The following is a 26,173-nucleotide window of genomic DNA, read 5'->3' as shown; positions in this document are numbered from 1 at the left end:
AGAACTGATGAAACCAGAAAATTTAAACATAACCTTTCCATTATTAACCAATGGAACCGATTCGGCCCTGATGATTGGATACGCACCCATTTTTGAGTACGACAAAGAAAGCAAACAGAAAACGGAAAAAATAACCGGTCACGCATATGAGATTGTCCTTGATAGCAATAATTTCGACAAGCTTTTTGTTAAAATACTTGGTGATTTAAAACCTGCCATAAGTTTGGAAGACATACAGAGCGTTAGTGCTGTCCGCTGTACATTCAAAGGCTTCAAAGCTCGATTTTATCGAAATTATAAGACAAACGAATACTTACTGACAGCTTCTGCTGATTCTATCGTTATTATTGATGAAGAACAGGACTTATTTGCTTAACTACAAAATCAGGTGGTTTGTTTTTTAGAAACAGGCCACCACACCTAATGGGAAAAAATCAATGAAAAAATATGTTAACAAAATTATGGATTACTGGAATGATCATACATTAAAGGAAAAAGTAATTATAGGAGTTTTCATAATTCTTACCACTATTATCATAGGAATACTGATTTATTTTTTTATTGAAAAAGTTCTTCCTATCGTAGCTGTGACTGCTTTGCTTGTCTGGGCCCTTGCCAGCGATCATATTCCTGCCCATAAAGAACAGCAGATTCAGACCCAACCGGAAGGAATGGTGTCACTCATAAATCTTTACGAGGAAACCGCAAGAGTTTTTCTTCCAATATTGAGGGAATACAAAGTTTCTTTGGGTATCAATCCCACAACCATAAATTCCATTTATTCTTACGAGAAATGCACTGTGATAACCAACCTAGCCGAACCCGCACTAATATACTCGGTTGAACGAAAGTTCCCAGTCACAATGGAACTATCCGACCTAGAATTAGCGATTCAAACACGCTTTAATCAGGAGGGGCTCTGGCTGTACCTGATAAGTATTGACCAGAGAAATTCCCAATTCCTGAAGTTCTTTCTCTTGCCCGTCACTTCAGAGAACGCTTTTAACTGGGCCATGATAGATACACAGAAGAGGTTTCAGCAGGCTGGCCCCAAGGAGCCGGGGAATCGAAAGGATAAGGATTTTTAATGATGGATAAGCAGATAATTCCATTGGTCTATGATGAGGACATGCTGAAACTCCAGCATTCCATTTATATTCACTGGGATATTACCAGTAATCCACATATGGCAATACAAGGTGTCACTGGCATGGGTAAAACCTATCTGGTCAAGGAGATTTTAGCCAGAATCGGGCTGTATTTGCCAACTTCCGAAATTACCCTGTGCGACTTTAAGGGAGATGATTTCACCTTCCTTAAAAATTGTGGACGATATTATCGGTTTGAATCATGTATGGCCGGATTTGATTCCTTTTATGATAGCTTTCTCCATCGGCAGGCCGGACCTGATTTCAGCCGAAACCTTCATCTTTTGATGTTTGATGAATGGGGTTCATTCCTCAATTATTTAGACAAGAAACAAGCGGAAGAATACCGGAAGAAGCTATCTATCATTCTTATGATGGGAAGAAGCTTCAACTATCACGTTCTTCTGGCACAACAGAGGCTGTCAGCAGAAGATTTCCCAAAAGTTCGTGATAATTTTAACACGATTATTACCTTAGGTAATCCCAGTAAAGAGGTAATCGGAATGTTTTTCAACGACTTCCGGGAAGAGATTAAGAATGACAGGGGAATGGGATCCGGATATGTTCTTAGCAATGGAACAGACTTTCGGAAGATTGTGGTTCCTACTGCCACTAATATAAAGAAAATAGACTTTTACATCAAGAGGGCGGTAGAATATAATACCTAACAGTCAAACACCGCAGGGGTGGGACGTGGCAAAGCCAAAAGACCCATTCCTGCGGTGTTTGACCGTGAGCCGTAAGGCGAACTTCCAACGGAAAGTATTACCCGTTGGAACAGATAGCATAAAAAGGGACATAAGAAACCCTCTTATAATATGGGATTTCCCGCCCTTTCCATTTGTTACAAGACATAATCGCATCTATCGCAACCCACTATAAATTTGAAAATAGCAATAATATTTCATTTATTTTGCAATACAAAATAATGGGAACTCCAATTAACTTAAAGGTATTTTTCAAATTTTCTAATTTGTCACACGTCTGTTCCAACAACGAACCAGCTTTTACAAATTTTGCATTATACTGATAATACCAATAGGAGAACGGTGTTTGTTTCTACAGACATACCCTTTATAACTAATCAATAAGCGCTTATTTTTACATAGATTATTTTATTAGAAAGGATCTTTCAATAATGGCAAAAGACAAGCAATCCCGTAAATATCAGCTAACCATTAACAATCCTGCTGATAATGGCTTCACCCATGATAAAATCAAGGAGCTTTTGGTAATACGCTTCAAATCCTTTGAATATGGAGCCATGTCTGATGAAATCGGGGAAAGGAGAACAACACATACGCATGTTTTTATATGTTTCCGCTCCCCTGTAAGGTTCTCCACGATAAAGAAGCACTTTCCCACCGCTCATATAGAAGCTGTGGTCGGTTCAATCGAACAGAATACTGATTACTTAAAGAAAGCAGGAAAATGGGCGGAGACAGATAAGGCGGAGACTTCCATTCCCGGAACCTTTGAAGAGTTCGGAGAAAAGCCCCCCGAAAACCTCGGTAAAGATAAGAACTTAGAAAACTTATATCATATGATCGTAGACGAAGGACTTTCCAATGCGGAAATCATTCGCCTTAATCAGGATTACATCATGCAGATTGATAAACTGGATAAGATAAGAACCACTTATTTACAGGATAAGTTTAAAGGAGAGCGCAGACTGGATTTAGAGGTCACTTATGTTTTCGGGGCCACAGGAACCGGGAAATCAAGAGGGATATTAGATGAATTTGAAGATTCAAACGTTTATAGGGTGACAGACTATAACCATCCCTTTGACCATTATTCCTGTGAACCTGTTCTTGTGTTCGAAGAATTCAGATCAAGCCTTACCCTTTCTGAAATGCTGAACTATCTTGATATATATCCCGCCACTTTACCAGCCCGTTATAGTAATAAATACGCATGCTTTAACCGTGTCTTTATTGTAACGAATTGGGATTTAGAAAAGCAATATGCAGAGCGTCAGGTTACAGATAAAGAAAGCTGGCACGCCTTTCTTCGCAGAATTCATAAGGTGAAGCATTATGTTTCTAAAGATGAAGTGATTACCTATGACAGCGTTGATGATTTTTTAAACTACAGCAATGACTTTATGCCGATTACCAGAGCATTAACCCCTTTTGAAAGATAAAATTTTAAGGAACTGAAAACGGAGTAGTATGAGCAAAGAAATTTTAGAAGGTATGAAACTTTCCTTATTGAAAGAAGCTCTTGAAAATGGTACTATAATTGCAGACAGTGTGCTTGAAACGATTATGGCTACCAAAAGAGAACAGGTTGAAAAATTACATACCTATGCAATTACTGCTCCATCTCATGAGAAAGGACGGTGGCAGACCTGCTATAGGGACAAAGGCGGAAAGCGTATTAATATCAAAGCACCCACAGAGGAAAAGTTACTGGATAAGCTGATTTCCATTTATTTTTCCGATTCACACATTGACAAACTGACCTTTCATGAACTCTATGAGGAATGGCTGGCTTATAAAAAATCAGTCACAAACAGCCCTAACACCATTAGACGGCATGAGCAGCATTACCGAAAATACTTTGAACCATCAATTTTACATAATCACAAGGTTATAAAGATTGATGAGCTATTGCTGGAAAAAGAATGTAACCGAATAATCCGGGAATTTAATATTTCCCGTAAAGAATGGACAAATGTAAAGACCATCTTAAACGGTATGCTTGAATACGCTCTTAGAAAGAAATATCTGACGTGTAACCCGATGGATAAGGTGCAGATTTTAGTAAAGTTCAAGCAAGTGGTAAAAAAAACAGGAAAAACAGAAACTTATAATTCCGATGAATTAAAAGAACTAAACCTCTATCTTGACCGTATGTATACCGAAACGCAAGATACCGCATATCTGGCTGTCAAATTAAACTTTTTTCTTGGTTTACGAGTGGGGGAGTTGGTGGCCTTGAAGTGGGATGATTATAGCGAAAACCATTTACATATTGTTCGTGAGGAAGTCAGAAATCAAACTACAAACCATTATGAGGTTGTAGAGCATACCAAAACAAACTGGGATCGGTTCGTTGTACTCGTACCAAAGGCAATGGACATACTGAAAAGGATTGGCCCTCAGGGCAATTTTATTTTTATGAGAAATGGAAACCGGATTACATCAAGGCAGATTGCCTATGTACTGGAAAAGTATGCAGAGCGTCAGGGCCTTTTCACAAAGTCCACCCATAAGATGAGAAAAACATTTGCAAGCAACCTAAATGCAAACGGTGTCCCTCTGGACTGTATCCGTGAATTACTGGGACATAGCAACTTGAATACCACTCTCGGATATATCTACAATCCCCTAACCGAAAAAGAAACATATGACCTCATATCAAAGGCTTTGTAAGCTGTCTACAACTGTCTACAGGCTGATAGACACTCAAAAATAGCGGAAACCCTGATAAAATCTAGGTTTCCGCTACTAAACATTAGAGCGCGAGACGGGACTCGAACCCGCGACCCCGACCTTGGCAAGGTTATTTCCTTATTATATGCATTATATCATAGTCACTTTATGCCCGTAAATACTGCATTTTTGCAATTATCATTTTATCAAATACCACCTTGTCACTTTAATCACTTTAAGAAAAACTTTAAGTGTTTTTATTCAATCGTTCGGCAATCCGAACGCTAAAAAAGAGGGTAAGCCCAATTATGCGGCTCACCCTCTTTCTGTTTATGCTGCTAATCCTGTGTACTGTAATGCTCCGTCACTTAATGTCGTAAGCAATACTTCACCTGTAACCATCTTACCATTGTTATCCACGGCGTATATTTTACCTGAGTTTTCTACAAGCTGAGATTTGCACATTGCTCCGTCCGGTCCCAAATAGTACCAGTCACCCTTATACTGATACCATACATTTTTCACCATGATTCCGGCAGCATTAAACCAGTACCACTTTCCATCTGTATCAAGATACCAGCTATTACATACTGGCTCTCCGGTGTTCCCTAAATAAAATTTATATCCGTCTGTTTCCTGTTTCCAGCCTGACTGCTTTTCTGGTTCAGGTTGTACTGCTGCATCGTCCTGTATGTATCTGCGTACGCACACAATCCCCTTGCGCCAACCGCCAGTAGCCCATGAGTTGTATCTGCTCTTGCAGTACGCCACAAGATCCTTATAAGACGGGTTCCCGCTGCCATGCCCGCATATAATGCCATTACCGCAGTACATTTCAACATGACCGATCTTTAATGGTCTGCTTGCATCACTTCCAGCAAATTCTAACATATCCCCTGGGCGCAGTTTTGAAATATCCGGTATGCCCTCTGTTATGTTGATATCAACCGTTGTGAGTTTATATGAAGTGAAAATCCCCGCTGTATTTAGGATTCCAAATCCTTCCCCTGCCTCTTTGTATGCGTAGCATATAGAGCTGCTGCAATCGCTGTAATATTTACCGTCTTTGTATGGCTTATAGCAGTAATCGCGTAAATCCTGATTGTAGATATTGCGCCCGATTATGATACTGTATTTGTCACATACCGCCTGTCTTTTCTGTGTTGCACTCATTTATATTCCTCCAATCGAAAAAGCCCTGGAATCCCAGGGCCATTAATTTTATTCTATTTTTGCTTTATCTTCCACTTTACCCTTAATCAGTTTTGCAAGCGGCATAAGAAATGGTGGAATATTTACACCGATATCAATAAGATTTTCAAGAGTTGATATGACTTCATTGCAGATAAGCCAGACAGCTACTAACGTAGCTACTATGAAAGGAACCTTGATGTCTAATCCTATGTATTTTACTGTGTAGTTAATCAATATATCCATACCCCAGCCTATAATTATCAGCACCCACATAAATACTTTTTTGTAGATTCCACGAATGCTTTTATAGCTTGTGACTTTTTCATCCCTGTATTTTGCTGCCGCAAGTCCGGTAAAGTAGTCAATAAAATTCATGCCTACAAGCATAAATACTGGGATCGCAAGTATTCCCAACCAGCTAAACAATGCACCAAACACGGTAATAAATCCCGCTTTAATCTTTTCCATTTTCATATTCCTCACTCTTTCTAGTTTTCGTTTAACCATTTTTCGGTCTTCGCCAGCCAGTAAGTCGGCACCTGTTCAATTGTCATGATACTGTATCTAATTCTTTTTCCGTAAAATTCTCCCATTACAGCGTCCCTCCTTCTGCAATCTTTGCAACAGTTTCTCCCAGATCAGTGATGGCCCCGTCCTGCGTCTGCTGTCCCTCTTCCACATTTTCCAGACGCTTTTCAATGTCAGTTTTTTCACGCAAAGAGATAGTGATATGCACTCCGTCCGCTTTTGCCTCCCATGATCCCGGCTGCAGCACAAGATCAGTGTAATTTCCAACGGTAAGCCCTTCTCCTGTCTGTACCTGTAAACTTGAAAGGTTTTCCGGTGTCAGTTTCGGCAATACGGAGGCGGCGGCTGTCCAGTCAGTAAAAATTGTAGTGATTCCAGTCAGGCTTGCAGCGGCTTCAAGTTCAATAGTTGTTCCATCTTTTAAGATTAATTTGTCTTTCATAAAATTTCCTTTCTGCCTATTCTCAGGCATAAAAATAAGAGCCTCATGGCTCTGGTTTTTGAGTTTATTTACTTCTTTATGCTACTGATGAATATTTTGACAAATGCCTTGATTTGGAATAGCTAATTTTTCCTTTAGCGAATCTGCTAACTGGTTTGCCTCTAACAAGGTTTCTTTTAACAGGTTCGCTTTCTCTAAAGTTTCTTTGATTCCATCACATTCCAATTTCATTTTGATTATTTTTTCCATAATATCTTTTCCTTTCTGCTGTTTTTTGGACAGCCCCGTTTCTACGTTAAATAGCAATTTAACGACTGTAAGTAACAATGTAAATACTTTGACAAGTACATCTGAAAGCGGCAATATAAATATAACCGATGATTATGTCAAGGGAATGTGTAGATGGGTTAAAAGGGGTAATGTAGTAACGCTGTCACTGTGGGAATTGATTGTAAATACTGGCAATGCTGCTGGGCGAACAATAATAACAAATTTACCTTATCCAAGGGTACCGGTATATGCTACAATTATCACCAGCAATGGTGTTATGATTGGATTATTATATGCATCAAACAACATAGTTTATATTAGTACGCTTGCCACAAACACGTCCGCCAATTATGCTTATGCGACCGTAACCTATTTGTGTCAGTAAATAATCATTTATCAAACCGTCTGTATCCATGATGTCCATGAAAATGTATCATTTATATTAGTTACCCACCTTTCATATACTTTTGGTTGTATTGCTCCTACGCTATATAATTCAATGGCTTTTTGCGTTGTATACCAAACACCACTAACGTAAATACTTTCAACTCTAACCAATACTCGGCCTAGATTGCTTGCCGGAGCATGTACCGTTGAATAGATATAATACCACCCAGGCTGACTTAAAGTATCATAATCTGTTCCATCTGTTACAAAATTTGCCGTTCGGTTTGTAACTGGCTTTATACCGCTGGTTATATCTGTGCTTAATGAGTCAACTGTACTGCTTAAACCTGTTAAATTGCTATTTGTTGTAGTAATCTGATCTTGTAAAGTCTTCCCCATTGCAGCATCAAGAGGAGCAACACCAGCGATTGTCGTAAGAGCGTTATTTACAAGATCACCTTTAATTAACATATATTGTGCTAAATATGCATCAATAGCTTTTAATCCGACCGCAACTGGATCTCTTGTACTTTGCAAGTCATTTTTAGTTAATCCCGTTTCTCCTACTTCTCCTTGCAATATTTCAATAAGAGATTGTAAATAATTTATTTTTATTTGACCATCATCAACAATCTGTTGCAGCTGCGAGATGTAAGGGCCGGCATTAAAAGACTTGTCATGCAATGGATCATATCGGCAAATAAAAGAAAACTTATTAGATGACATCTGCCCATCTGTGTAAACCAGTTTAACATCAGCCACAATGGTTCCTGGAACTTGCAATTCGCTTCCCTGAAATGGATATGTATATGTCGCAACGCTTTTAGTCATATCGGCTCCTGTGACAACGTATCCGTTCGGAAGTGTAAAGACAATGTATGCCCTTTGTGCGTTTGTAACATATGCACCATCCGCTTTTACTCTGATGCTAAATTGTATCTGTCCGTAATCGCCCTGAGTAAATGCATACTGGGTTTCAAGCACCGAACTGTCATTTGCGTTTAGTTCAATGTCGTAATTCATTTTATACCACCTTTCCGAGTATCACATAGGTTTTTGCCACACGCGCTAAAAGCACTTTGTCTCCGGCTACTGGCGTGTATGATGCAAGATATTTATAAGGTTTTTGGCTTGCCGCGGTTTCGCCGTAAAACCTGATATATGGTCTGTCACCTGTGACATTGTTTACCACCGCCATTCTGTAGGCTTTATCACCCTCAAACAGTAATTTCATTTCGTCAATCTGTTCACCTGGGTTGTTATAATTCATAGTTTCACCACCCTTTTCAAAGTATGCGACATTGTTCCTCCAACGCTTAAATCCATTTCCCAGGCATATTCAATGTATTTGTTCCCAACTCTCAAACCATCTTCTCCTACATAAACGCAGTCCCGGTAAGAATGATGTGGCATTAAAGCCGTAGGCAGTATGACAGCATCGTAAGTCTGGCTTTTTTCGATAGCAATACGCCGTACTAAATCGTTAAGCGTTGTCTGATCGGCTATGTCATTTACACTTTCAATATCTACCACGCTTCTTCCGCGGCTAACAGTTGAAATCACGCTTGCTACACTGTCATTTACATATTGGCTGCGAAGTTCAACGCCGTCTGGATCGTCCGTATATCGCACAAATATGTTAGGCACATTGTAAATGTCAACGCTTTGCTTTGCTCCGCCTTTTATTATGCTTCTGTCGTTGGTCTGGTATGCTTGTTCTGTTGGGCGGTTAAGTGGTTCAATATATCTACGGCTGACCGCATAACCCCTGTTGTCAAAATGCAAAGGTTCATAGTTTATAGCAGTCAGCAATGAATTAATGATATCCAGTTTGCTTGTGCCAATCTCAAATTCCAAGGCTGTTCCTACCGTGAGGATAGATGTTTCAATGTTGGTCTTTTTTATGCCTGCTGCCGTTATAATGCTTCGAACCTGTGTGACATAGTTTGTGCCCGCGGCAATAAATAATCTGGTCGTGATCTTATCTTCTTTTAAGATGGTGCCGTAATCATAGCAATCTACTTGTTGAAGCACTCCGCTTTCTTGCCTGGACCTTTCCGGGCTACTCATGATATAAGTTCCAAGTGGATATTCAAGCCAGCCTGTAGACGATTTTAGACGGAAGAAAGGACGTATCCTCAAATCTACTGTTTTAAGGTCTACGTCCCCGATCTCTCTTATTGTGAATGAAGCAGTTCCCATAATTTCTTGTGAACTGTCAAATCGAATATTACCGCTCACGTTTTCAAGGTCTTCCAGCTTTACCTCGTTCTTGTCGAGCAATTCATACCGAAAATTTATTGTCCGGTCAGATTCAAGCATTTTTAGTACTTCTTCATGCGTATATCCGCCTTGTGCAAGGCTATACATCAAACCTCACCTCCAAGCTATAATCTATCTGGCTTAATGATATTTCAACATTTTTGCCAGCGTTAAAAAGCGTATTTTCATAGCTTAGTTCATTGATTTCACAACTAAAACACATTTCTGAGTTGCGGAATAAATAAATTCCATTTTTGTCATACAGTAACCCGATTTTTTCTGCATTTGCATTGCTGAGATAAAAAGAAGTACTTACTCCTGTTTCTTTATGTATTCCTGATTCTTTTACCGGATAAGCACGCCCTTCGTATTTTACAAGTTCTGCCTCATTTGAAAATTTTGATTTTATGCTGTTGTACCAGTCACTATCTGATTTGTATATTTCAATGTAATCGCCCGGAGTATTTATCTCTGATAGCAACGCGCCTTTGTATTTTACCTTGATTGATTGCTTTCCGCTGTCGGCATAGCTGCCGTTGTGTGCCCTGATATAATACTCATACATAACATCAGATTTCACGGCATAATCAGTGTATTCAGATCCAGAAAACCGCCCAATCGGAATAAAGGTAATATCGTCTTCTGAGCGATACACAATTTTGTCTGCAGCAGTAGAAGTGGTTGTTATTAATATGCCGCCATGTGTAACAGATAGCTTCATATCTGGCGTGTTTGGTACTGAGGCTGATATAGTGAACACCTTTGCACTTTCGTCAGAAAACACGCCGTATACGCTTCCTATGCGCATCTTTACGGTATACTGCCCGTTTGGAAACATCATGTTAGGCACATAAGAACTTTTTAATCCTCCTGGCATATTTCCGCTGTCGTGAATAAGTGTTGCACCCTGGTAAATCCATATCCTAAATATAGCCGTTTCGGAAGCATTACTTCTCCACGCAATCTCTGTAATGGCATCGTTTTTCATAGTGTCAATGATTGGAGCTGTGGGCCGTCCGGTAAGTTCAAATGAACCGTAGGCGTACTCAGAAACCGCATTGTTAGCATTGTAGGTCCTTACGCGCCATTCAATGATTCCGGTTGGCAAAGCGTTTGTATCTACTGTACGGCTTTGTGTAGTAGTGACAACTCCAAGGGCATCAGTCCATGAAGCATTGCCCTGCTGTCTCCACCCGAAATCATACTTTACTTGACCAGTGTCATAAAGAGAGTTGTGTTTCCACTGAAATGTTAAAGCGTTGCCTTTTTCAATTACATCACCATTTGGATAAAGTATAGTTGGAAGATCTGGAACCGCGTCATTGTATGTAATCTCAATGTACGGAATATTGCTTGATTCTCTGGAAGAAAATTTCCATATTTCGGTGTCGTCTGATTGTGTAGCTGTTAAGTCACTTAATCCAAATACTGCGTCATTAGTTCCTTGTCCGTTTGTTACAATAGCGGTAATATCCCATACAATCCACTCATTTGCGCTTTCAACATAAACCGGAGACGTTATTTCGGTTGGAGAGTATGCTAAATCACTATCAATGTACTGCGACTGCACTGTGCCTCCGGTTAATGTGTTTACGCTTACTGGTATGGCGTACTGCGCTGCAGCTATCGTGCTGTGTCTGCCCTTTTGCGTGCAATGTATTTTTAACTCAGCCTTTGTGATTTGCTTGTTTGATAAAACCGGAATGTCAAATTGCAAGAAAGCAAGCAAGGCAGCGGTTGAAGTGACAACTCTGTGAACATACATATAACTGAGGCTGCTAAAATTACCGCTTGGAGAATTAAAGGCTACATATGTATCTGCTTTGCTTTGTACTATTTGAGTTGCCATATTATATCCCGATCCTTCCCGCTCTTATTGTTGGTTTCATTCTTTGTGCAAAATCCACCGCATCAGTAAAGTCTTTTGCGTTTTTAGCATCTATTGTAACATTTACATTGTATATATCACCGCCAGATGATTTTTTAGAATCGGCTGCGTTAAGTACTCTTGATCCGGTTGGCAGATACACCTTTTCTGGCCCATGCTCACCAATCCAAGCCATGCCGCCAGGAGCATAATCAGTACCGGAAGCGTAATACTGGGTTTGCTGCTTTTGCACAGTATTTTTCAGGTTTCCTACGCTATTGCCTACCCCATCCATGGTCTTGTTCAATTCATTTCCTTTTCCGGCAATGACTGCAATAATAACACCAAGGGCAAGCAAAGCTGCCACAACTCCGATTATAATAGCTGTTGTTTTTATTGATTGCGCGTCTAATCCTTTAAAAAAATCTATCATTCCTTTTCCTGTGTTTGTAACCTCTTTTATTGCTTTAACAACAAGCATTATACTTGCAACAGTTCCGCCAAGTGTTATTAAAGACTGCAAAACGGGAACCGGAACGCTTGAAAGAGTGTCAAAAAAAGCTGTCATAATAGGTGCGAGTGCAAGGCCAAAAGAGTTTTGCAACCCTTCACTTGATTTATTCATTCTTTGCAGTGAATCATCAAACGCGCCAAGTTTGTTTAAAGCGGTATCATCAAGCACGTATCCAAGGCTTTCAGCCTCTTTCCCAAGATCCCTCATTTTGCCGCTGCCTGCTTCTATCAGTGGGTTTAACTCTCTTGCCGATTTTCCGAAAATCTCCATTGATTTTGAATCTCGCTCAGTTTCGTTTGTTATTTTACCAAGGGCATCAATAAGGTCGTAAAAGGTATCTTCTGCGTTCCTGAGTTCTCCGTTTCCTTCTTTATATCTTACTCCAAGCCGAGCAAAAGATTTTTGCAAAGTTTCATTTCCATCCCTTGCTCCGTCCATGCTCTTAATCATTTTTGTCATGGAAGAACTGATTTGCTCGGTTGATACGTCTACGAGTTCGGCAGCGTAATCCATTTTTTGTAATGTGTCAGTTGCTAGTCCGGTAGTGCTTGACAGAGTTAATATATTGTCGGCGTATTCTGCTGCAGACTTTGAAGCGTCATAAAGTTTTGTAGTCATTGCTCCGATTGCTACCATGGCTATTCCAACATGTTCGCCTAAACCGTCAAATTTAGAAGCAAAGTTTTCAAGCATAGGAGAAGCTTCCAAGCCTATAGCATTGCCAACATCTCTAATTGTGTCGCCAAAAGACCGTTGCTTTTTCTCAGATTCTTCAACCGCCTTTCCAGCCTCTTCACTTTTATCCTTGTAGTCTTCAAGTTCTTTACTTGCATTTTGATATTCACCATTAAGTTTTTCAAGAGTGGTCATGGCTGTTAACATTTTCTTTTCGAGTGCATCAGTTTGTTTTTCTGTTGCTGTACCACTTGCCACGGCTTTGTCATAAGCCTTACGGTGTTCATCAACAATTTTACTCTGCAAGTTAATCATTTGCGATAAAGCTTCTTTTTTCACAGTAAGCTGATCGGTTTCATCACCGTAATTTTTTGCCTGCTCTTTTGCTAACTTAAACTCAGCTTCAAGCAATCCCATTTTACGGTTCATGTCTGTAATTCCACCGGAGAACTGAGCATAGTCAAGCCCAATCACTATTGTTTTTTTGTATGCGCTATCGCTCATGTGAAACCCTCCACTTCTTTCATGGAACTTATTACGTTTGACTGGCCTTGCTGTGAAAAATATTTAGATTGATAATTTTCGCACGTTTCAGTGCTTAATTTATCATGATATATGTCAATCATTTTCAGTATCTTTGCTGGGTTGCTGTTTTCAAAATCATGCTCAGACATATGCATTTCTACGCAGTAAATGTAAAAAAGCATATCAAAATCAATTATTATTTTTTCGAGTTTGATTTTGCCAGCCCCGTTAATATCTGAGCAATCACTTTTTTTGTTACTGCTTCCTCTGTTTCCTGGTCCATTATTCCTGTTGATTCATTGTAATTATGGATAATCTCATTAAGATCTGCCGGATTCATAGATAATGCCATAGCGTTCGCTTCTTCAATCGTAAACTCAGGATTGTTAACCTTAATGCCAGAATAAATAATGATTGCCCCGAACTCTTCAATAGGTATATCTGAAGCTACTTTCTCTTTCTCATAAAGCAATTCCATCATATACCGCATTGCCCGAATGTTAAATGTTGCCAACATTGTGACGTTATCTGAAAATTGTATTTCTATTTCGTTCGCTGGCCTTACGGCTATTTTCTTCATTTTATATACCTCCTGATATAATAAAAGCCCCGTATTATGGGGCTTTTAATTACGGTGTCGCTGCCGGATAAGAAACCGGTCCAGTTGCAAAAAATGCCGTGGCCTGCGCTGCTGTGTAAGTTGAATTCGCCGTATCACCAAAGAATCTAATTTGCTTATCTGATTCTCTTGGAATAAAATTAACAGTTATAGAATCGTTTGAAAAATTGATATTTCCAGCAGATTGCTGAACAGTCTGATTCGCCGGTCTGGCTCTTCCTTTTAACAACCATATCTGTTCTTTTGTTCCCCCGGTTTGCTCGACTTCATATCCTATGGCTATGTATGGTGGCTGGTCTCCATCTTTTTCAATCAGTACACCATCTACATACGTATTGCCCATGATTTTTGCTCGTGTTTCAATAAACAGTTTGTTTAAATCAATTACCACAGCAAGGCCTTTTAGCAAAGCAATGTCTTCCTCTTTTGCTCCGTTTCCATATTGCTCACCAGCCGCAATCTGTGGAGTAATCTGTATTTGCATAGCCTTTCCTAGTGTTTCTACAGCATCGTATGTAGTTCCTGCCGATGTATCGGTCAGCAGTAAGCAATATACAGGATTTGTTACATTAATACGGTTTGATTTAGCTGATGCCATTTTATTCCTCCTTTATATATTTAAAATTTAAGTTTGCGCGCCATACCTTACCGTTGTTGTCATAGCTTATCATTATCTGAGAAGCAGTGCAGTAAGTGAGTAAAGCAATCGCCTGTTTTAATGAAGATGCGTAAGATGATGCTAATTCTCGTTCTTGGCACCAGATATCTATTTCGTAGGTTTCTGACGCTTCCGTTTCTTTACCGTTGCCAGAAAGTTCGGTATCCTCCATGCTTTTATACCAAGTAGCACATGGAAAAAGCAAAGGTTCTGACAAGTCAATTACCGGAATATCTAAAGTGGTTTTAATAAGAGTTTCAATGTCCATTACTGCACCACCTTTTTCATGATATCGTTCAAGGCAGTATCTATATCGCCTTGTGACGCTTGCAATGATCGTTCCATAAATTTTGTTCCTTGGATAAATGTGCGTCCGTCTCTTGCGATATGTCCATCGTTAAGGAATCCCCATTTATAACCGGTGTACTTACCACCTTTTATGCTGACATAGTTATCACCCTGTTTATTTTTTTTGACCGTAAACTTCACATCATCTTTGATATGAACATAAGGGCGAGATCCGTCATAGTTTTTTGGGTCTTCTTCAAGCCTTGACTCTATTCCGGATCTGCGAAGATATCTCACAACATTGTTTTTAATGGCTGCCCCGGTCTTTCTCAAAAACTTTTTTTCTTCTGTCTGCATTGATTCAGGTAACGATCTTAACATTTCGTCAATAGATTCAATTTGTTCCTTGAAATTAATTTCAACTTCGATATTATCACCCCACAGTCAGAGACAATGTTGATTCGTCTTTTTGGTATGTGCGCAGTATGTTGTAAGTGGCTCCGTTAAAAGTAATCCTTTGTGGAGTTATCATTTTCCCGCCAGATACAATAGACATTGACTCATAATCTTCCGGGTCAATGTCTATGTTAAGTTTCGGTTGCAATCCCACTCCGTAAGCCTGATAAAATTCGCTTCGGCTGCAAGATGTTTTACCGCAGAACACTTCTTTACTTGTTTCATTGATCTGGCTGCCGGAACCAACGCGAACAATTAAGGTGCAAACATCATTTCTCATGGTGTCGGCACCTCCTTATATTCGCTTGCAAGAGACATTGCTGTCTTAGCCGCCTCATATGCCAATTTATATCTTTCAGCTTCTCCGTTATAGTTTTCTTGCCACCTCAGATAAAGTCTTAGAGTAGCATAAGAGAGTTTATCACCGTCTGGTATATAATTAACGCCAGCAATGTTAAGATCAATGAGGCATGCTCCCTTTAGTTCTTCTAATTCGTCATCTAATTTGATGTGGCTGAATCTGACCATACTGCGCATCTGTTCAATTGTTACATTAATGGTCAGCATATATAATCACCTCACTTTGCACTTTTTTGAGGTTTTTCCGCATCGGTAATTATTTTAACAAGCTGCCCGTAACGGGTGGAATTAAATTCTTCCACCCGTTCAGGAGTTGCCGAAAATATTTCACCTGTTTTTCTTATCTTTTTAGCTTTTATATCGCGGAATTCCGTCAATGTTATAACATTCATGGATTACCTCCTACGCTGCTGGTTTGTTTCTGATCAGAGCAAATGCTTTTGTATCAAGCACTCCACCATCAACAATGGTATAGGCGGCATAATCAACCGTTCTTGCTTTTACATGTTCCTCTGTAGCAACAGACATCGGCTCGTTTGTATTCATTACGTAACCCTGCATCGGATTTCCGATAAGAATTGAACCAGTTGTTATTCCGGCATCAGGTTTAACAACCATTCCAAACATTCTGCCTACTCCGCCAGCTGTCACATCTGGAATAAATAAAGGTCTTCCCTGTCCGTCAAGCAGGTTTGCAAGCTGGCCCCAGATTGTAGCGTTAGATGCATAAATTGCAGCAGTTGATAAATATGAAGAATGGATTTTTCCAATTGCAGAAGTAAACATTGTATAGCTTAATGGAATAGGAGTGGTTGCTTCTGGATCATATTCTACAACCTGTGGAGTGCTTGATTCTGCCAGTAAAGCGGTTTCAATTCCTTCTGGTTCCTTTGGAGTAGCTGTTGCTCCTTTGCCTTTTGCAACTGCGGTTCCAAGTGCCACACCAATTCTTTCAGCAAGTTCGTTCTGAATAAACGGAATAAATTCTTCAACAGCCATGCTTCTTAATTTCCATGTAATTGTAATTGCTTTTGCAAGTTCGCATCCGCTTAACGTAAGTTCTGCAAATGTATTCTGCTCGTCTGCAGTTGCGGTACCCTCGGCATAGAATGCAGCATCACCGGCAGCAATTCCAGAATGCTTTTTAATCGTTAGTGTACCTCTTACATTGAACTTTTTAACGTCAGCAAGTAATGGATACATCTCAGTCGCTCTTTTCCAGATACCTGCAACAACCGTTTCCGGGATTAAAACTGATGTATTGCTTGTGTCGTGAGTATAAGCATTGTTAAATTCTAAATTCTTTTTGTCGAACACCTTTTTCTCTCCGCTGTCAAGCTGTTTACCCTGCATTGTTTTAGCCCACGCGTTTTCGTAAACCTTGTTTTCGTCAGTGCTCACATTGTTTTGTACTGCTTCCATTGATACGCTGTCAATCATCGTTACAGTTCCTGTTGCAACGCTTGCGTTTTCCATATTGATCCCCTTTGTTTTGTCTCTTAAGGCTTCTACGTTTGCATTCAGCAGTTTTGATTCTTCCCACTGATTATCAAGCGTTTCAACCTCTTTTACTTTTGCTTTTGCGTCTTCGATTTTTCCTTCGTTTGTCAGCTGCTCACTTTCGTTAAGTAGTGCCTCTCTTGCTGATAAATATTTTTCTTTTTCCATGTTGTTTACCTCTCTTTTAATCTTAGATTTTTGATTTTTGACATTAAAAAAGCAGCATCGCCTTGATCGGTGTCCTGCTCATTAATCATTTTTTTGATTTGGTTCATTCTTTCTTGACTTGGTAGTGCAAAGTTTCCGGCTACAAGTTGACCGTTTGTGTTATTTTTTTCATCAAACATAATTCCATCAATTAAGCCTTTTTCTAAAGCCTGATCTGCCGTTAGCCACGTTTCCTTTTCCATCATTAAAAGCGCGTCTTCTTTGCTCATTCCAGATTTTATAACATAAGCATTTGCTAAAGCGTCATCAGCGGTCTTTAAAACTTCTGCGGTTTTTTCAAAATCTGAATGGTTTCCTTGCGCACCTGTTGATGCACAATGTACCATCATGAGTGCAGTTGGAGACATTTCACAATGTCTGGCCATTGCTATTATGCTTGCCGCGCTGCAAGCTTCACCGACTATGTAAATATCAACATTGCCTTGGTGAGATCGAAGCATTGTATATATTTCACTTCCAACGTCAATCACACCGCCTGGACTGTTTATATAAACTTCTAATGGTTCATTAAATGCAGCCCCCAATACATTGTAAACATCTTTTGGAGTAGTGGAATCCATTTCCAGATAATCGTAATACCATTTGTAATCATTTGGGATTATCGCACCTTTAATATCAATTCTTTTCACTGTTTACACCTCCTTCCTATTCTGTAGTAGGCCTTGTGTCAAGCCGTCTTACATATATATCGCCGCCTGGGATTGGCCCTTTGTTGAGTACCTCTCTTACCTCGTCAGCATTCAGTATGCCCCTGTCAACATAATTAACTAAGCTTAATTTGGTTTGCATACTTGCAAATGAAAGATTTGCGCTCTCAAACATTATCTTGTTTCCAAAACCCCTTTCACGGCGTGAAAACAGTTTTCTTGTATACTCATTTGACAGCTGAATAACAACAGGTTCTATGCTTGATTCGTAATATGATATCCAATCATCTTCACTGTACTTAGCCTGCACAATTTTTTCATTTGTGTTGAAAAACGAATATATCCGCTGAACTGTTCTATCCATTTGTGTTGCGTTTGGAACAAAGTCCTTTGGTTCAATTTGCTTTGCGTCCATTTTGGCATCAGTAGCAGCCGCCCCTACTGTCTCCGATGTTTCAGTGTTCAAAAAGCTATCTACAAAATCTTTGGTTTGCTTTTTGATGTCTTCCGGTCTTATTGTCTGGTTAAATTTTAATAACCATCTGATAATGTTAGAGTTTTTTATTGCTTTTATAATGCCTTGATCGGTAGTAACAACAATTTCCATTAACGGGGTTAAAGCGGCGGCTGGATTGTCGCCAAATATATCATTACTGTTAAAATCTTTTCTTAAATGAATTACATCAGTATATTTAAAGGTAAATATTTTACCCTTATTTGTTGTAAATCTTAAAAATAATTCTAACTGTTCATTTTGTATAGCTTCGCAACTTGATGTAACAATTGGATAAATAGCTGTCGGGTATCCATTTGGATCTCTTTGTATATAAGCAAAGGCGTTGTTTGTGAGTTCCAGTTGTACTGCAAGTTTTTCTTGTAGCATCTGTCCTGTCATGTATGGATTGGGTTCCTCGAGCAGAAACTTCATATAAATCTCTGGATTAACCTTTAAATCTTTTGATCCATCTTCTTTTATAGTTTCTCTAATGTGCTTTCCGACAATTTTACCAATCGCCTGTGCTTTTGGTCTTATTGCCGATCTTACAATATCGCTGTGATACAAATTACCATTATAAGAGTAAAACCCATCTCCCATATCAGTTATTAATTGATATTTTGATACCGTAACAGTCTTATTTTTAAATTTATCTAAGATTCCCAAATCTTCCTCCTTTCTTATATCATTGATAGATATTCTTCTAAGTGATTTTCGTAAACAACATAAGCATCAAGCAAGCCAGCTAGCCCGTCAATTCTCCTGGTGCCTAGATTTCCCTTACAAGGTTGAATGTTATTGTTTTTATCTATATCAACAGATGTGTTTGTTAAGCACCATTTCAAAATTGGGTTGTTATTATAAATTATTTTTTTCTTGTCAAGATCTGCTCCAAGTGATTTCATCGGACTTGATAAAGTTTTTTTGCCTTGAATAATAGGCTCCATTACGCTTTTACCAAAAGTGTTTACCATGTCTTCAACAAAATATGTAGCAGACCATGAATCATATCCGCATTTAAACAAATATATGTCATACTCATTCTGTATCTCTTCGTACCATTCTTTTACAAATTTATAATGTACTTTATTCCCCGGACAAGTTCTCAGTAATCCTTTACTAGCCCATATGTCATACGGTATTTTATCTTCCTTTACTCTCCTTTCCAAAAGATCTTCTGGAAGCCAATACATTTGTAATACATAAATCATGTCGTTATCAGGAACTCTAAATATTACTGTTGCATTGGTAAGATCAGTTGTGCTTGACAGGTCACACCCGCCTATTCCGTATCTAGGCCGTAAATTTTTAACCTCAAACAACTCGGTATTGTTAATTTGTTCAAACGTAAGCCACGCTTCGGAAGATGTTTCACGGATATTAAATTCTTTGCAAACCAAGTTTTTAACAAGTGATGGATTTTGCATTGCCTTTTCAACCTTGGCTTTTAAAGTAGCGCGGTTTTTAATCGTTCCAAGTCCAGGATTTGCTTTTTTCCAGCATTTTTCATTTATCCATTCTTTTCGATTATCCAACTCATAAATAAAAGCTATGAAATGCTCGTCCTTATACCCGTTTTCATCAAAATATCCATTAATTAAGCGTTCTGCTTCTTCGTATTTTTGATCGTATATATCTTCTCTTACTGTTCCGGCAGTAGAAGTGATAAATATTAACGGCTGTTCTCTGGCTGTTACACCATCAGCAATAATATCATAAAGAGCTTTTCCGTTTTTCCACTGATGTATTTCGTCCATCAAACCGCAATGTACATTTAACCCATCTAATGTATCAGAATCACTTGCAAGAGGTTTAAATACTCCGGCGTTGAAATCCTCGCTTGAAAGTTCGGCTACCAGTGGTTTGATCCTTCTTAAAAGTGCTGGTGATTTTTTTACCATACGTTTTGATTCAAGCCATATAATCTTTGACTGATCTTTCTTTGTGGCTGTTGCGTATACTTCCGGGCCTTGTTCTCCATCACCAACAAGCATATAAAGCCCTACGCCACTTGCTATTAGTGATTTTCCGTTCTTTTTTCCAACAATTAAGAGTGATTCATGGTATTTTCTTAACCCGTTTATGTCAATAAAACCGAACACAGTGGCAAGCATTGCTTTTTCCCATAACTCAAGTACTACTTTTTGACCGCCTGCTTTACCTTTGGAATGGTGGCAATAATTTTCAAAAAACTCAATAATATGGTTTGCTCTTTTTGGACTATAGAAATATTCACCGGGATTGTGTATGTCATATACAACCTTTTTATAAGTTCTTTTTACTTTGTCGCTTACAATTTCGCTTCCAGAATTAATTTCCTCCCAGTATTCAAGTATTGGGTTGTAAGTTAAAGGATATTTTTTCATACATCCTCACGTCCTTCGACAAAATCGTCAAAATCGTCATTTGTTGTGGTAACCTTTGTCTCTTTTGGCAGCAATCCAAGCAGTTTTTCATTTGCAGTTGTATATCTCTGAATCATGGTATGATAAGTCTTCACATATGGGCTTTCTCTTAAAATCGTATAATCACCCTGTGGCATTTCATCAATAACGCCTGTTTCGTTTATGTTTTTTCTTAATTCTTCAAGTGTAATTCTCATGAAAGCGCACTCCTGAATAAGGCCATCAAGAGTTTTGGTTTTACGTTGGTCTATTTCTTTGTATATCTCTTTAAGTCTTTTTACCTCCTTGTCAATCTTTTCATCTTTGGTTAACTCCCTCTTTCTTGCCATAAAAATCACCTTCTTTCAGGGGTGGGGGTCATATGGAAATTACCTGTGTGTTATTTAAATGTTGGGGACTCGGTGAAATCAAAATAACCCCCACTTTCGTTTAAGGGGGGCCTATGGTCATGCGTCAGAACGGAATCGTCTGGTTTTATTTCTTATTTCCCGCATTAAATGCTACTTATTGAACGGAATCGTCCTTGTTTTGTTTGTACTTATTGTATGCAGCATTGGCTTGCTTGAACAATTCACAATACTGAGCATCATCAGCTGTGATATCTCCACCTGTTACATCATCTGCAGCCATTAGATACCACAATGCTTTCCTTACATCTTCTTCTCCTCCCTTGTGCTTGTGTCTCCATAAGTATTTGAATGCTGTTATCTTGCAATATATAATCACATACCTTACACCGAATGCAATCTTCATCGCATCGAAGCATTCCATACTGCAACTGTCAGCGTAGTGTGTTGGGTGATTAACCATGTCTGCGTTTGTATTCACTCTATTACCTCCCAATCATCAGCCATTAGATCATCTGGTGTTGGATTCCAGCAGAACGATTTGTGCCTACCAACTCCCGTGATTGGTTCTGTGGGCATCAACGCCCATTCGAATATACTCCATTTTCTTCGCCTTATACTTGCTTTCTTATCAACGGCTTCTTTGATAGCTTCATGTATAAACATTGTCCAGTCCTCCTGTTAATGATAGATACGTTTACCACACTCTCTGCACTCATGTATGTGGTGTGTGCGCATTACTCCTGGTCTCTCAGTATCAAGGTAATAACCTATGTACTTTGTCTTGCTACGCTTGCATCGTAACCGTTTAATAAGCTTTGATATCATTCCAGTTCCTCCTTATCAATTAATTCCGACCACACTTACCCAACTAAGTTTGTTATCGTTCAATCTGTCCCTAACCTCTACAATGTCAACGCCCTCGTCTTTAAGTATTACATCACACCTCATGCCATCAGTACGAACCGGTATAGATCTGAATGATATCACCTGTATATCCCAATCATATTTTTTCTTAGCTTCTCTCTTCACGCAATCAGCCTACACTGAATTATGAACTATAATCGGATAACCTGTCTCTGCTGCAATTCTCATAAGGGCATAACTCTTTCCAACCTTACGTTCCAGAATATGCGTTATGTAGTCTCTCCCCTGTTTGTTCTGGGCTATCAGTACATCAGCTTTCAATCTGTCGTATATTTCGTTTCCTGCAATTTGTATTTCCTCTTTTGTACGTGTAACTGCGGTGTCGTGTCTTGCCTGCCGCATCTTATCAGTCATGAATATTCTTTCCATCATTCTTCCTCCCTCAAAATAATAGGAACCGGATTCCCTTCTGCATCAAACGTGCATCGGCTCCGGTTCTCTCTCTGCTTTATGAAGTGTCCTTCTTCCCTGTCGTGGCACTCTTTACACTCATACTCTAAGTTATCATGGCTTAACGATATCAACGGGTCATTGATGTTCTCTGGTGTCAGCGGTATCTTGTGATGTACCATATACCCAAGTCTTTCACGGCATTGCTCACACAGTCCGCCGTCAATCGCTATCCTTTCAGCTATGTAAGCCTTGCGGCATCTGCGCCATGACATTCCATCATAAAAGGCTCTGGCGAATTCTTTAGCCATCTATAATCGCCGCCAGTTCGGTATGTGGATCTATAACTACACATTTAATTCCAATCTTTTCAGTAAGATTCTTTTCTATATCTTCAATGTCTGACTTGCGCATTATACATTTTGTTCGAAATATTATCTTTTCTGTCCCAACTGATATAATAGGAACCACATTTACCGAGCCATTGTCATTTGCAAATGCAATACCAGGAATGCTTTGTGTCACTGTTTTTCTTTTTTCTGTTATTGTTTGTACTGAACTGCCACTAATCGGCGGATGCGCTGGTGGTGTATTACACATTCTCGCGCCCCTTATATCTGCATTACCGAAAAATTTCATATCTTATCCTCCTTTATCGTTTTGGTCCCGGATATTTCAATGCAAGCAATAATTCTTCATCCCTTATCTCGGCTTGTATCCTTGCCTTTTCTGACCTGTCTTTAAATATCCAGATCACGTTTAAAATGATCAATGTTGCACATATCATTGCTGTTATGATAATTGCTGTTGTATTCATATCGTTTTCCCTCCCGTGGTTTGATTTTTAACATATAAAAAGCACCAAGGTAATTACCTCAGTGCTTGCGTTTAATGTAATATTTTGCTTTCCAGTGTTACGCCTTTTCCTGGCTCCGCAACCTTTATACCGTCCTCGTCATAATAATAAACATCTACTGCCTGCGTATCTCTAATTGCTTTGTATTTCTGACAAATCACTGTCAATGTTTCATTCACATTCTTACAAAACACCATCTTATCTCTTTCCATGCCGGCATACCATGAATCGCTTTCAAGCATAATCTTGTATATTCCGTCACCATTAGACTTTATATCCTTTATATTATCAAGCTTGCTTACGTATTCCATAATTTCTTTATTCATGGAATCATAATCAACTTTATGACTTGACATTTTGATAAGAGTTGTGATGCTAAATATAATTATTAATGATGATGCAACAATTGAAAGCAAGTAAAGACCTTTTTTCTTTTCATCGTTCATATATTTTCCCCTCCTTATATACCAGTATATAACATATCTACGCAAAAGAAAATACCTATCAATAAATAGGTATTTTCTTTCAGGGGGAAATATTGTGTAACTTTCCGGAGGGGAGAAAGCATGTTGCAATTGGTATTTATTACCTTTTGCATGATATCATAATAACACGGAAGTACCCCCTTCTAGTTCCCCACTTTTTAAAATTTTATCTTCTCTGTGCTAAAAGATAGAAAAAATACCTTCTTGAATCATAAAACTTTGTTCTTGATAAAGGAACTTGCATAAATTCATATGGTATTCCTTCTGTAACATTTTTAATAAGCCAACTATAAATTTCTGAATCAGCTTCCATAGCTGCCCGTTCTATTAAATCAATGTCTTTTTTAAGTGATGAATTTCTAATTGCTGCCCTTTCTGTTGGGTTCCCCGGTAAATTTCCTTTTGGAAGTCCATCACTAGCACTTGATCCAACACCATAGTTTTTATATAGTTCCTGTTTCTTTTCTCCATACTGCATACAGAAGTATTTTAATTCATTATACTTTGCACGCGAGATATTATAATCACTCAATTTAATATCCCGTTTTCTTACAGGTGACTCAACCATAATACCTCCTTCTCCTGCTGCCCTGTCTGCCTTACGGCAGACTCACAACCCAAGTTGATTGATTTGTTTTTGTAAATCATCTAACGCAACCCATTTATTTTGTGCCACTGCTCTCAATTTATCATCATGGCTCAATCCCGCTATGTCCCCATAGCTTTGTTTTGAATTATCTATGAGATCCATGATTTTATTTTTCACGATCTCAACCTTTTCTAATTCAGCTGCTTTCATTCTGAAATACTCATTCTCATTCTTCATTTCTGCTGCTGTTTCCATCATAGCATCACCCCTTTCGCGGTCTATGTATCCTCCTAACCCTGTTCCCCGGAACGTCAACATATTCCCCGGTATTAAGAAGAATACCTATCAGATTTTCACTGGTTCCGATCAATTCACCGAATCTTTTCTCTGGCAATACCATTACTGGAACTATCGGTACTACTGGCTTACCATCTTTTGTATATTCCCATTCAAGTTTCATGTATTCTCCTGCTGCCATGAAAAGCATTGTTTCTGTTTAGTCAATAGTATCTGCTTCTACCGGAATCCACATTTTAGGATTAAAGTTAAGAGTATATTTATATTTGTTCACTTTGCTTTCTCCCATATCTTCCACAACATAAGTCACATTATCGCTTAATCCCACAAAGTGTTTCTCATATTTACCATTTTCATTTTCTACGATAATTTCAAGTTGATTATCACCCCGGTCTGCCGTAATAGACATTTTTCCAGTCATTTGAAACAATACATCTCCTTCAATACAATTAATAACGGTAAGTTGCCGTATCACATTAAAGTTATCAGCTTCTTTCGATAGATTATATGAAACTCTTGCAGATTCGCTGCATCCTGCCAATGTCATAATAACAACACAAGCTATTATTAGAATTACTTTTCTCATTTTATCAATCTCCTTCTTAAATCTTCGTTTAGCCTATGAAGTCATATATATTTGTCTGTCCTGCAGGCTCAAAATTCATCCACAATATTTCTCTTTTCTTACTGCAAACCTGTGAATAGCATGTTGTTTCTTCCCTGTACCAGCCGGATAAACGATCATTATACAAATCACTGTCATATCCGCTTAACAGCACAGGGCCTTTATGTGCCTGCAAAACGTCTATCAAGTCATTTTGCTGTTTATCGTCCATTTCATGGCGGTATTGTTTTCCGTGTCTTGTGCTCAGTACATACGGAGGATCAGCGTAGATTAAAACCTTCTGGTTATTAAACCGTTCTATCAGTTCTACAGCCGGGCGATTTTCAATCTGTACCCCTCTGATCCGTTCAGCTGCTTTCATTATCTTATCTGGTAGATTGCACCAATCTGTTGCAGCATAGGCTTTTTCACGTCCCTGTACGTCATTCTTCCAGCCTACCTTTTCCCCAGTAGTGCGGAACCCGTGGCCCATATTCAGCCTTATGTAGAAATTAACTGCCTTACCAAAACTGTCCTTTGGTACCGTTTTAAAGGCATCATCATAAATTTGTCTTGCGTAAGGAGTTAAATATATCTCTCTGGCCAGTCGTTCCGGGTCCTTACGAATCCATTCGAAAAGGTTTACAACATTACCGTCCAGGTCATTCACTGTTTCAATGTTTGACCTTGGCTTATTGAATAGTACGGCTCCACTACCGAAGAAAGCTTCTAAATAACTATGGTGTTCCGGGAAGTAACTTATAATCCAGTCTGCAATACTCCATTTACTTCCCGGATATTTCATTACTGCTTTCATCTTTTCCCTTTC

General features: G+C 38.9%; 38 protein-coding genes. 5 read left to right on the top strand and 33 right to left on the bottom strand.

Annotated elements, in window-relative coordinates; genetic code table 11:
• Positions 1–7: 7 nt before the first annotated feature.
• The 5 genes from DS742_RS11905 (at position 8) to DS742_RS11885 (ending at position 4,528) form a co-directional block, all read left to right on the top strand.
• Entirely contained in the window at positions 8–376 is a 369-nt protein-coding gene (locus DS742_RS11905) for a hypothetical protein (RefSeq protein ID WP_117417229.1), read from the top strand.
• Positions 377–437: 61 nt separating this feature from the next.
• A complete protein-coding gene (locus DS742_RS11900) occupies positions 438–1,088 on the top strand; it encodes a hypothetical protein (RefSeq protein ID WP_117417228.1) in 651 nt (216 codons plus the stop codon).
• Positions 1,088–1,816, top strand: coding sequence for a helicase HerA domain-containing protein (locus DS742_RS11895; protein ID WP_117417227.1), 729 nt, complete (start codon positions 1,088–1,090; stop codon positions 1,814–1,816). The genes DS742_RS11900 and DS742_RS11895 overlap by 1 nt, the downstream gene beginning before the upstream one ends.
• A 470-nt stretch (positions 1,817–2,286) precedes the next feature.
• Positions 2,287–3,294, top strand: a complete 1,008-nt coding sequence (locus DS742_RS11890) for a P-loop NTPase family protein (protein ID WP_117417226.1) — start codon at positions 2,287–2,289, stop codon at positions 3,292–3,294.
• Positions 3,295–3,322: 28 nt separating this feature from the next.
• On the top strand, positions 3,323–4,528 hold the full coding sequence (locus DS742_RS11885; protein ID WP_117417225.1) for a tyrosine-type recombinase/integrase: 1,206 nt from the start codon (positions 3,323–3,325) through the stop codon (positions 4,526–4,528).
• A gap of 330 nt (positions 4,529–4,858) precedes the next feature.
• Here DS742_RS11885 and DS742_RS11880 read toward each other — a convergent pair whose 3' ends face one another.
• From DS742_RS11880 to DS742_RS11730, 33 genes are all read right to left on the bottom strand, one after another.
• Positions 4,859–5,701, bottom strand: a complete 843-nt coding sequence (locus DS742_RS11880; RefSeq protein WP_117417224.1) for an NlpC/P60 family protein — start codon at positions 5,699–5,701, stop codon at positions 4,859–4,861.
• Positions 5,702–5,749: 48 nt separating this feature from the next.
• Entirely contained in the window at positions 5,750–6,190 is a 441-nt protein-coding gene (locus DS742_RS11875; protein ID WP_117417244.1) for a phage holin family protein, read from the bottom strand.
• 124 nt (positions 6,191–6,314) lie between these two features.
• Positions 6,315–6,692 carry a hypothetical protein gene (locus tag DS742_RS11870; RefSeq protein WP_117417243.1) on the bottom strand — a complete coding sequence of 126 codons (378 nt, stop codon included), beginning with the start codon at positions 6,690–6,692 and terminating at the stop codon, positions 6,315–6,317.
• A gap of 81 nt (positions 6,693–6,773) precedes the next feature.
• Positions 6,774–6,941 (bottom strand): hypothetical protein, encoded by a 168-nt coding sequence (locus DS742_RS28820; RefSeq protein ID WP_170313439.1) that lies wholly within the window; start codon positions 6,939–6,941, stop codon positions 6,774–6,776.
• A 417-nt stretch (positions 6,942–7,358) separates the two neighbouring features.
• Positions 7,359–8,372 (bottom strand): BppU family phage baseplate upper protein, encoded by a 1,014-nt coding sequence (locus tag DS742_RS11865; protein ID WP_117417223.1) that lies wholly within the window; start codon positions 8,370–8,372, stop codon positions 7,359–7,361.
• Between the two features lies 1 nt (position 8,373).
• Positions 8,374–8,619, bottom strand: coding sequence for a hypothetical protein (locus tag DS742_RS11860; protein ID WP_117417222.1), 246 nt, complete (start codon positions 8,617–8,619; stop codon positions 8,374–8,376).
• Entirely contained in the window at positions 8,616–9,590 is a 975-nt protein-coding gene (locus DS742_RS11855; protein WP_242996455.1) for a hypothetical protein, read from the bottom strand. Before DS742_RS11855 ends, DS742_RS11860 begins: the two co-directional genes overlap by 4 nt.
• Positions 9,591–9,711: 121 nt before the next feature.
• Positions 9,712–11,460 (bottom strand): DNRLRE domain-containing protein, encoded by a 1,749-nt coding sequence (locus DS742_RS11850; RefSeq protein WP_117417220.1) that lies wholly within the window; start codon positions 11,458–11,460, stop codon positions 9,712–9,714.
• A 1-nt stretch (position 11,461) separates the two neighbouring features.
• On the bottom strand, positions 11,462–13,171 hold the full coding sequence (locus tag DS742_RS11845) for a phage tail tape measure protein (RefSeq protein ID WP_117417219.1): 1,710 nt from the start codon (positions 13,169–13,171) through the stop codon (positions 11,462–11,464).
• Between the two features lie 217 nt (positions 13,172–13,388).
• Positions 13,389–13,772, bottom strand: a complete 384-nt coding sequence (locus DS742_RS11840; protein WP_117417218.1) for a hypothetical protein — start codon at positions 13,770–13,772, stop codon at positions 13,389–13,391.
• Between the two features lie 49 nt (positions 13,773–13,821).
• Positions 13,822–14,409: a major tail protein gene (locus tag DS742_RS11835; protein WP_117417217.1), complete on the bottom strand. Its 588-nt coding sequence runs from the start codon at positions 14,407–14,409 to the stop codon at positions 13,822–13,824.
• Position 14,410: 1 nt separating this feature from the next.
• Positions 14,411–14,737, bottom strand: coding sequence for a hypothetical protein (locus tag DS742_RS11830; protein WP_117417216.1), 327 nt, complete (start codon positions 14,735–14,737; stop codon positions 14,411–14,413).
• Entirely contained in the window at positions 14,737–15,114 is a 378-nt protein-coding gene (locus tag DS742_RS11825) for a hypothetical protein (RefSeq protein ID WP_242996454.1), read from the bottom strand. The genes DS742_RS11830 and DS742_RS11825 overlap by 1 nt, the downstream gene beginning before the upstream one ends.
• Before the next feature lie 76 nt (positions 15,115–15,190).
• Positions 15,191–15,493: a hypothetical protein gene (locus DS742_RS11820; RefSeq protein ID WP_117417214.1), complete on the bottom strand. Its 303-nt coding sequence runs from the start codon at positions 15,491–15,493 to the stop codon at positions 15,191–15,193.
• Positions 15,490–15,780, bottom strand: coding sequence for a hypothetical protein (locus DS742_RS11815; RefSeq protein WP_117417213.1), 291 nt, complete (start codon positions 15,778–15,780; stop codon positions 15,490–15,492). The genes DS742_RS11820 and DS742_RS11815 overlap by 4 nt, the downstream gene beginning before the upstream one ends.
• 11 nt (positions 15,781–15,791) lie before the next feature.
• A complete protein-coding gene (locus DS742_RS28815) occupies positions 15,792–15,965 on the bottom strand; it encodes a hypothetical protein (protein ID WP_170313438.1) in 174 nt (57 codons plus the stop codon).
• A 10-nt stretch (positions 15,966–15,975) separates the two neighbouring features.
• Positions 15,976–17,241 carry a phage major capsid protein gene (locus DS742_RS11810; RefSeq protein ID WP_117417212.1) on the bottom strand — a complete coding sequence of 422 codons (1,266 nt, stop codon included), beginning with the start codon at positions 17,239–17,241 and terminating at the stop codon, positions 15,976–15,978.
• Between the two features lie 5 nt (positions 17,242–17,246).
• Positions 17,247–17,930, bottom strand: a complete 684-nt coding sequence (locus DS742_RS11805) for a head maturation protease, ClpP-related (protein ID WP_117417211.1) — start codon at positions 17,928–17,930, stop codon at positions 17,247–17,249.
• A 16-nt stretch (positions 17,931–17,946) separates the two neighbouring features.
• Positions 17,947–19,110, bottom strand: coding sequence for a phage portal protein (locus tag DS742_RS11800; protein ID WP_117417210.1), 1,164 nt, complete (start codon positions 19,108–19,110; stop codon positions 17,947–17,949).
• Positions 19,111–19,124: 14 nt separating this feature from the next.
• Positions 19,125–20,810: a terminase large subunit gene (locus DS742_RS11795; protein WP_117417209.1), complete on the bottom strand. Its 1,686-nt coding sequence runs from the start codon at positions 20,808–20,810 to the stop codon at positions 19,125–19,127.
• The gene (locus DS742_RS11790) at positions 20,807–21,178 is read right to left on the bottom strand and encodes a hypothetical protein (RefSeq protein WP_117417208.1); all 372 of its coding nucleotides are present in this window, start codon (positions 21,176–21,178) and stop codon (positions 20,807–20,809) included. Before DS742_RS11790 ends, DS742_RS11795 begins: the two co-directional genes overlap by 4 nt.
• 175 nt (positions 21,179–21,353) lie before the next feature.
• Positions 21,354–21,677, bottom strand: coding sequence for a DUF3310 domain-containing protein (locus DS742_RS11785; protein ID WP_205692753.1), 324 nt, complete (start codon positions 21,675–21,677; stop codon positions 21,354–21,356).
• Complete coding sequence (locus tag DS742_RS11780; protein WP_117417207.1) at positions 21,674–21,862, bottom strand: Thoeris anti-defense Tad2 family protein; 189 nt, start codon at positions 21,860–21,862, stop codon at positions 21,674–21,676. Before DS742_RS11780 ends, DS742_RS11785 begins: the two co-directional genes overlap by 4 nt.
• Before the next feature lie 375 nt (positions 21,863–22,237).
• Positions 22,238–22,495, bottom strand: a complete 258-nt coding sequence (locus DS742_RS11770) for a hypothetical protein (protein WP_147325772.1) — start codon at positions 22,493–22,495, stop codon at positions 22,238–22,240.
• Complete coding sequence (locus tag DS742_RS11765; RefSeq protein ID WP_205692752.1) at positions 22,492–22,824, bottom strand: hypothetical protein; 333 nt, start codon at positions 22,822–22,824, stop codon at positions 22,492–22,494. The genes DS742_RS11770 and DS742_RS11765 overlap by 4 nt, the downstream gene beginning before the upstream one ends.
• On the bottom strand, positions 22,817–23,152 hold the full coding sequence (locus tag DS742_RS11760) for a hypothetical protein (RefSeq protein ID WP_117417204.1): 336 nt from the start codon (positions 23,150–23,152) through the stop codon (positions 22,817–22,819). Before DS742_RS11760 ends, DS742_RS11765 begins: the two co-directional genes overlap by 8 nt.
• Before the next feature lie 13 nt (positions 23,153–23,165).
• A complete protein-coding gene (locus DS742_RS28810) occupies positions 23,166–23,330 on the bottom strand; it encodes a hypothetical protein (RefSeq protein ID WP_170313437.1) in 165 nt (54 codons plus the stop codon).
• Between the two features lie 71 nt (positions 23,331–23,401).
• The gene (locus DS742_RS11755) at positions 23,402–23,815 is read right to left on the bottom strand and encodes a hypothetical protein (RefSeq protein WP_117417203.1); all 414 of its coding nucleotides are present in this window, start codon (positions 23,813–23,815) and stop codon (positions 23,402–23,404) included.
• Positions 23,816–24,020: 205 nt separating this feature from the next.
• A complete protein-coding gene (locus DS742_RS11750; protein ID WP_117417202.1) occupies positions 24,021–24,422 on the bottom strand; it encodes a hypothetical protein in 402 nt (133 codons plus the stop codon).
• A gap of 42 nt (positions 24,423–24,464) precedes the next feature.
• A complete protein-coding gene (locus tag DS742_RS11745; RefSeq protein ID WP_117417201.1) occupies positions 24,465–24,701 on the bottom strand; it encodes a hypothetical protein in 237 nt (78 codons plus the stop codon).
• A gap of 4 nt (positions 24,702–24,705) precedes the next feature.
• Complete coding sequence (locus DS742_RS11740; protein ID WP_117417200.1) at positions 24,706–24,903, bottom strand: hypothetical protein; 198 nt, start codon at positions 24,901–24,903, stop codon at positions 24,706–24,708.
• A 36-nt stretch (positions 24,904–24,939) separates the two neighbouring features.
• Positions 24,940–25,326, bottom strand: coding sequence for a beta-sandwich lipoprotein (locus DS742_RS11735; protein ID WP_117417199.1), 387 nt, complete (start codon positions 25,324–25,326; stop codon positions 24,940–24,942).
• 28 nt (positions 25,327–25,354) lie between these two features.
• Positions 25,355–26,161 (bottom strand): DNA adenine methylase, encoded by an 807-nt coding sequence (locus tag DS742_RS11730; protein WP_117417198.1) that lies wholly within the window; start codon positions 26,159–26,161, stop codon positions 25,355–25,357.
• Between the last annotated feature and the right edge of the window lie 12 nt (positions 26,162–26,173).

It is taken from the genome of Lacrimispora amygdalina (genome assembly GCF_003432035.1).
In the GTDB taxonomy this organism is placed as follows: Bacteria; Bacillota; Clostridia; order Lachnospirales; family Lachnospiraceae; genus Lacrimispora; species Lacrimispora amygdalina.
This window is presented reverse-complemented; position numbering and strand designations above follow the sequence as displayed.

Coding starts and splice junctions, on each gene's coding strand:
- DS742_RS11905 (WP_117417229.1), top strand. CDS start 8: ATGAAACCAGAAAATTTAAACATAACCTTTCCATTATTAACCAATGGA.
- DS742_RS11900 (WP_117417228.1), top strand. CDS start 438: ATGAAAAAATATGTTAACAAAATTATGGATTACTGGAATGATCATACA.
- DS742_RS11895 (WP_117417227.1), top strand. CDS start 1,088: ATGATGGATAAGCAGATAATTCCATTGGTCTATGATGAGGACATGCTG.
- DS742_RS11890 (WP_117417226.1), top strand. CDS start 2,287: ATGGCAAAAGACAAGCAATCCCGTAAATATCAGCTAACCATTAACAAT.
- DS742_RS11885 (WP_117417225.1), top strand. CDS start 3,323: ATGAGCAAAGAAATTTTAGAAGGTATGAAACTTTCCTTATTGAAAGAA.
- DS742_RS11880 (WP_117417224.1), bottom strand. CDS start 5,701: ATGAGTGCAACACAGAAAAGACAGGCGGTATGTGACAAATACAGTATC.
- DS742_RS11875 (WP_117417244.1), bottom strand. CDS start 6,190: ATGGAAAAGATTAAAGCGGGATTTATTACCGTGTTTGGTGCATTGTTT.
- DS742_RS11870 (WP_117417243.1), bottom strand. CDS start 6,692: ATGAAAGACAAATTAATCTTAAAAGATGGAACAACTATTGAACTTGAA.
- DS742_RS28820 (WP_170313439.1), bottom strand. CDS start 6,941: ATGGAAAAAATAATCAAAATGAAATTGGAATGTGATGGAATCAAAGAA.
- DS742_RS11865 (WP_117417223.1), bottom strand. CDS start 8,372: ATGAATTACGACATTGAACTAAACGCAAATGACAGTTCGGTGCTTGAA.
- DS742_RS11860 (WP_117417222.1), bottom strand. CDS start 8,619: ATGAATTATAACAACCCAGGTGAACAGATTGACGAAATGAAATTACTG.
- DS742_RS11850 (WP_117417220.1), bottom strand. CDS start 11,460: ATGGCAACTCAAATAGTACAAAGCAAAGCAGATACATATGTAGCCTTT.
- DS742_RS11845 (WP_117417219.1), bottom strand. CDS start 13,171: ATGAGCGATAGCGCATACAAAAAAACAATAGTGATTGGGCTTGACTAT.
- DS742_RS11840 (WP_117417218.1), bottom strand. CDS start 13,772: ATGAAGAAAATAGCCGTAAGGCCAGCGAACGAAATAGAAATACAATTT.
- DS742_RS11835 (WP_117417217.1), bottom strand. CDS start 14,409: ATGGCATCAGCTAAATCAAACCGTATTAATGTAACAAATCCTGTATAT.
- DS742_RS11830 (WP_117417216.1), bottom strand. CDS start 14,737: ATGGACATTGAAACTCTTATTAAAACCACTTTAGATATTCCGGTAATT.
- DS742_RS11825 (WP_242996454.1), bottom strand. CDS start 15,114: ATGCAGACAGAAGAAAAAAAGTTTTTGAGAAAGACCGGGGCAGCCATT.
- DS742_RS11820 (WP_117417214.1), bottom strand. CDS start 15,493: ATGAGAAATGATGTTTGCACCTTAATTGTTCGCGTTGGTTCCGGCAGC.
- DS742_RS11815 (WP_117417213.1), bottom strand. CDS start 15,780: ATGCTGACCATTAATGTAACAATTGAACAGATGCGCAGTATGGTCAGA.
- DS742_RS28815 (WP_170313438.1), bottom strand. CDS start 15,965: ATGAATGTTATAACATTGACGGAATTCCGCGATATAAAAGCTAAAAAG.
- DS742_RS11810 (WP_117417212.1), bottom strand. CDS start 17,241: ATGGAAAAAGAAAAATATTTATCAGCAAGAGAGGCACTACTTAACGAA.
- DS742_RS11795 (WP_117417209.1), bottom strand. CDS start 20,810: ATGAAAAAATATCCTTTAACTTACAACCCAATACTTGAATACTGGGAG.
- DS742_RS11790 (WP_117417208.1), bottom strand. CDS start 21,178: ATGGCAAGAAAGAGGGAGTTAACCAAAGATGAAAAGATTGACAAGGAG.
- DS742_RS11780 (WP_117417207.1), bottom strand. CDS start 21,862: ATGTTTATACATGAAGCTATCAAAGAAGCCGTTGATAAGAAAGCAAGT.
- DS742_RS11770 (WP_147325772.1), bottom strand. CDS start 22,495: ATGATGGAAAGAATATTCATGACTGATAAGATGCGGCAGGCAAGACAC.
- DS742_RS11765 (WP_205692752.1), bottom strand. CDS start 22,824: ATGGCTAAAGAATTCGCCAGAGCCTTTTATGATGGAATGTCATGGCGC.
- DS742_RS11760 (WP_117417204.1), bottom strand. CDS start 23,152: ATGAAATTTTTCGGTAATGCAGATATAAGGGGCGCGAGAATGTGTAAT.
- DS742_RS28810 (WP_170313437.1), bottom strand. CDS start 23,330: ATGAATACAACAGCAATTATCATAACAGCAATGATATGTGCAACATTG.
- DS742_RS11755 (WP_117417203.1), bottom strand. CDS start 23,815: ATGAACGATGAAAAGAAAAAAGGTCTTTACTTGCTTTCAATTGTTGCA.
- DS742_RS11750 (WP_117417202.1), bottom strand. CDS start 24,422: ATGGTTGAGTCACCTGTAAGAAAACGGGATATTAAATTGAGTGATTAT.
- DS742_RS11745 (WP_117417201.1), bottom strand. CDS start 24,701: ATGATGGAAACAGCAGCAGAAATGAAGAATGAGAATGAGTATTTCAGA.
- DS742_RS11740 (WP_117417200.1), bottom strand. CDS start 24,903: ATGAAACTTGAATGGGAATATACAAAAGATGGTAAGCCAGTAGTACCG.
- DS742_RS11735 (WP_117417199.1), bottom strand. CDS start 25,326: ATGAGAAAAGTAATTCTAATAATAGCTTGTGTTGTTATTATGACATTG.
- DS742_RS11730 (WP_117417198.1), bottom strand. CDS start 26,161: ATGAAAGCAGTAATGAAATATCCGGGAAGTAAATGGAGTATTGCAGAC.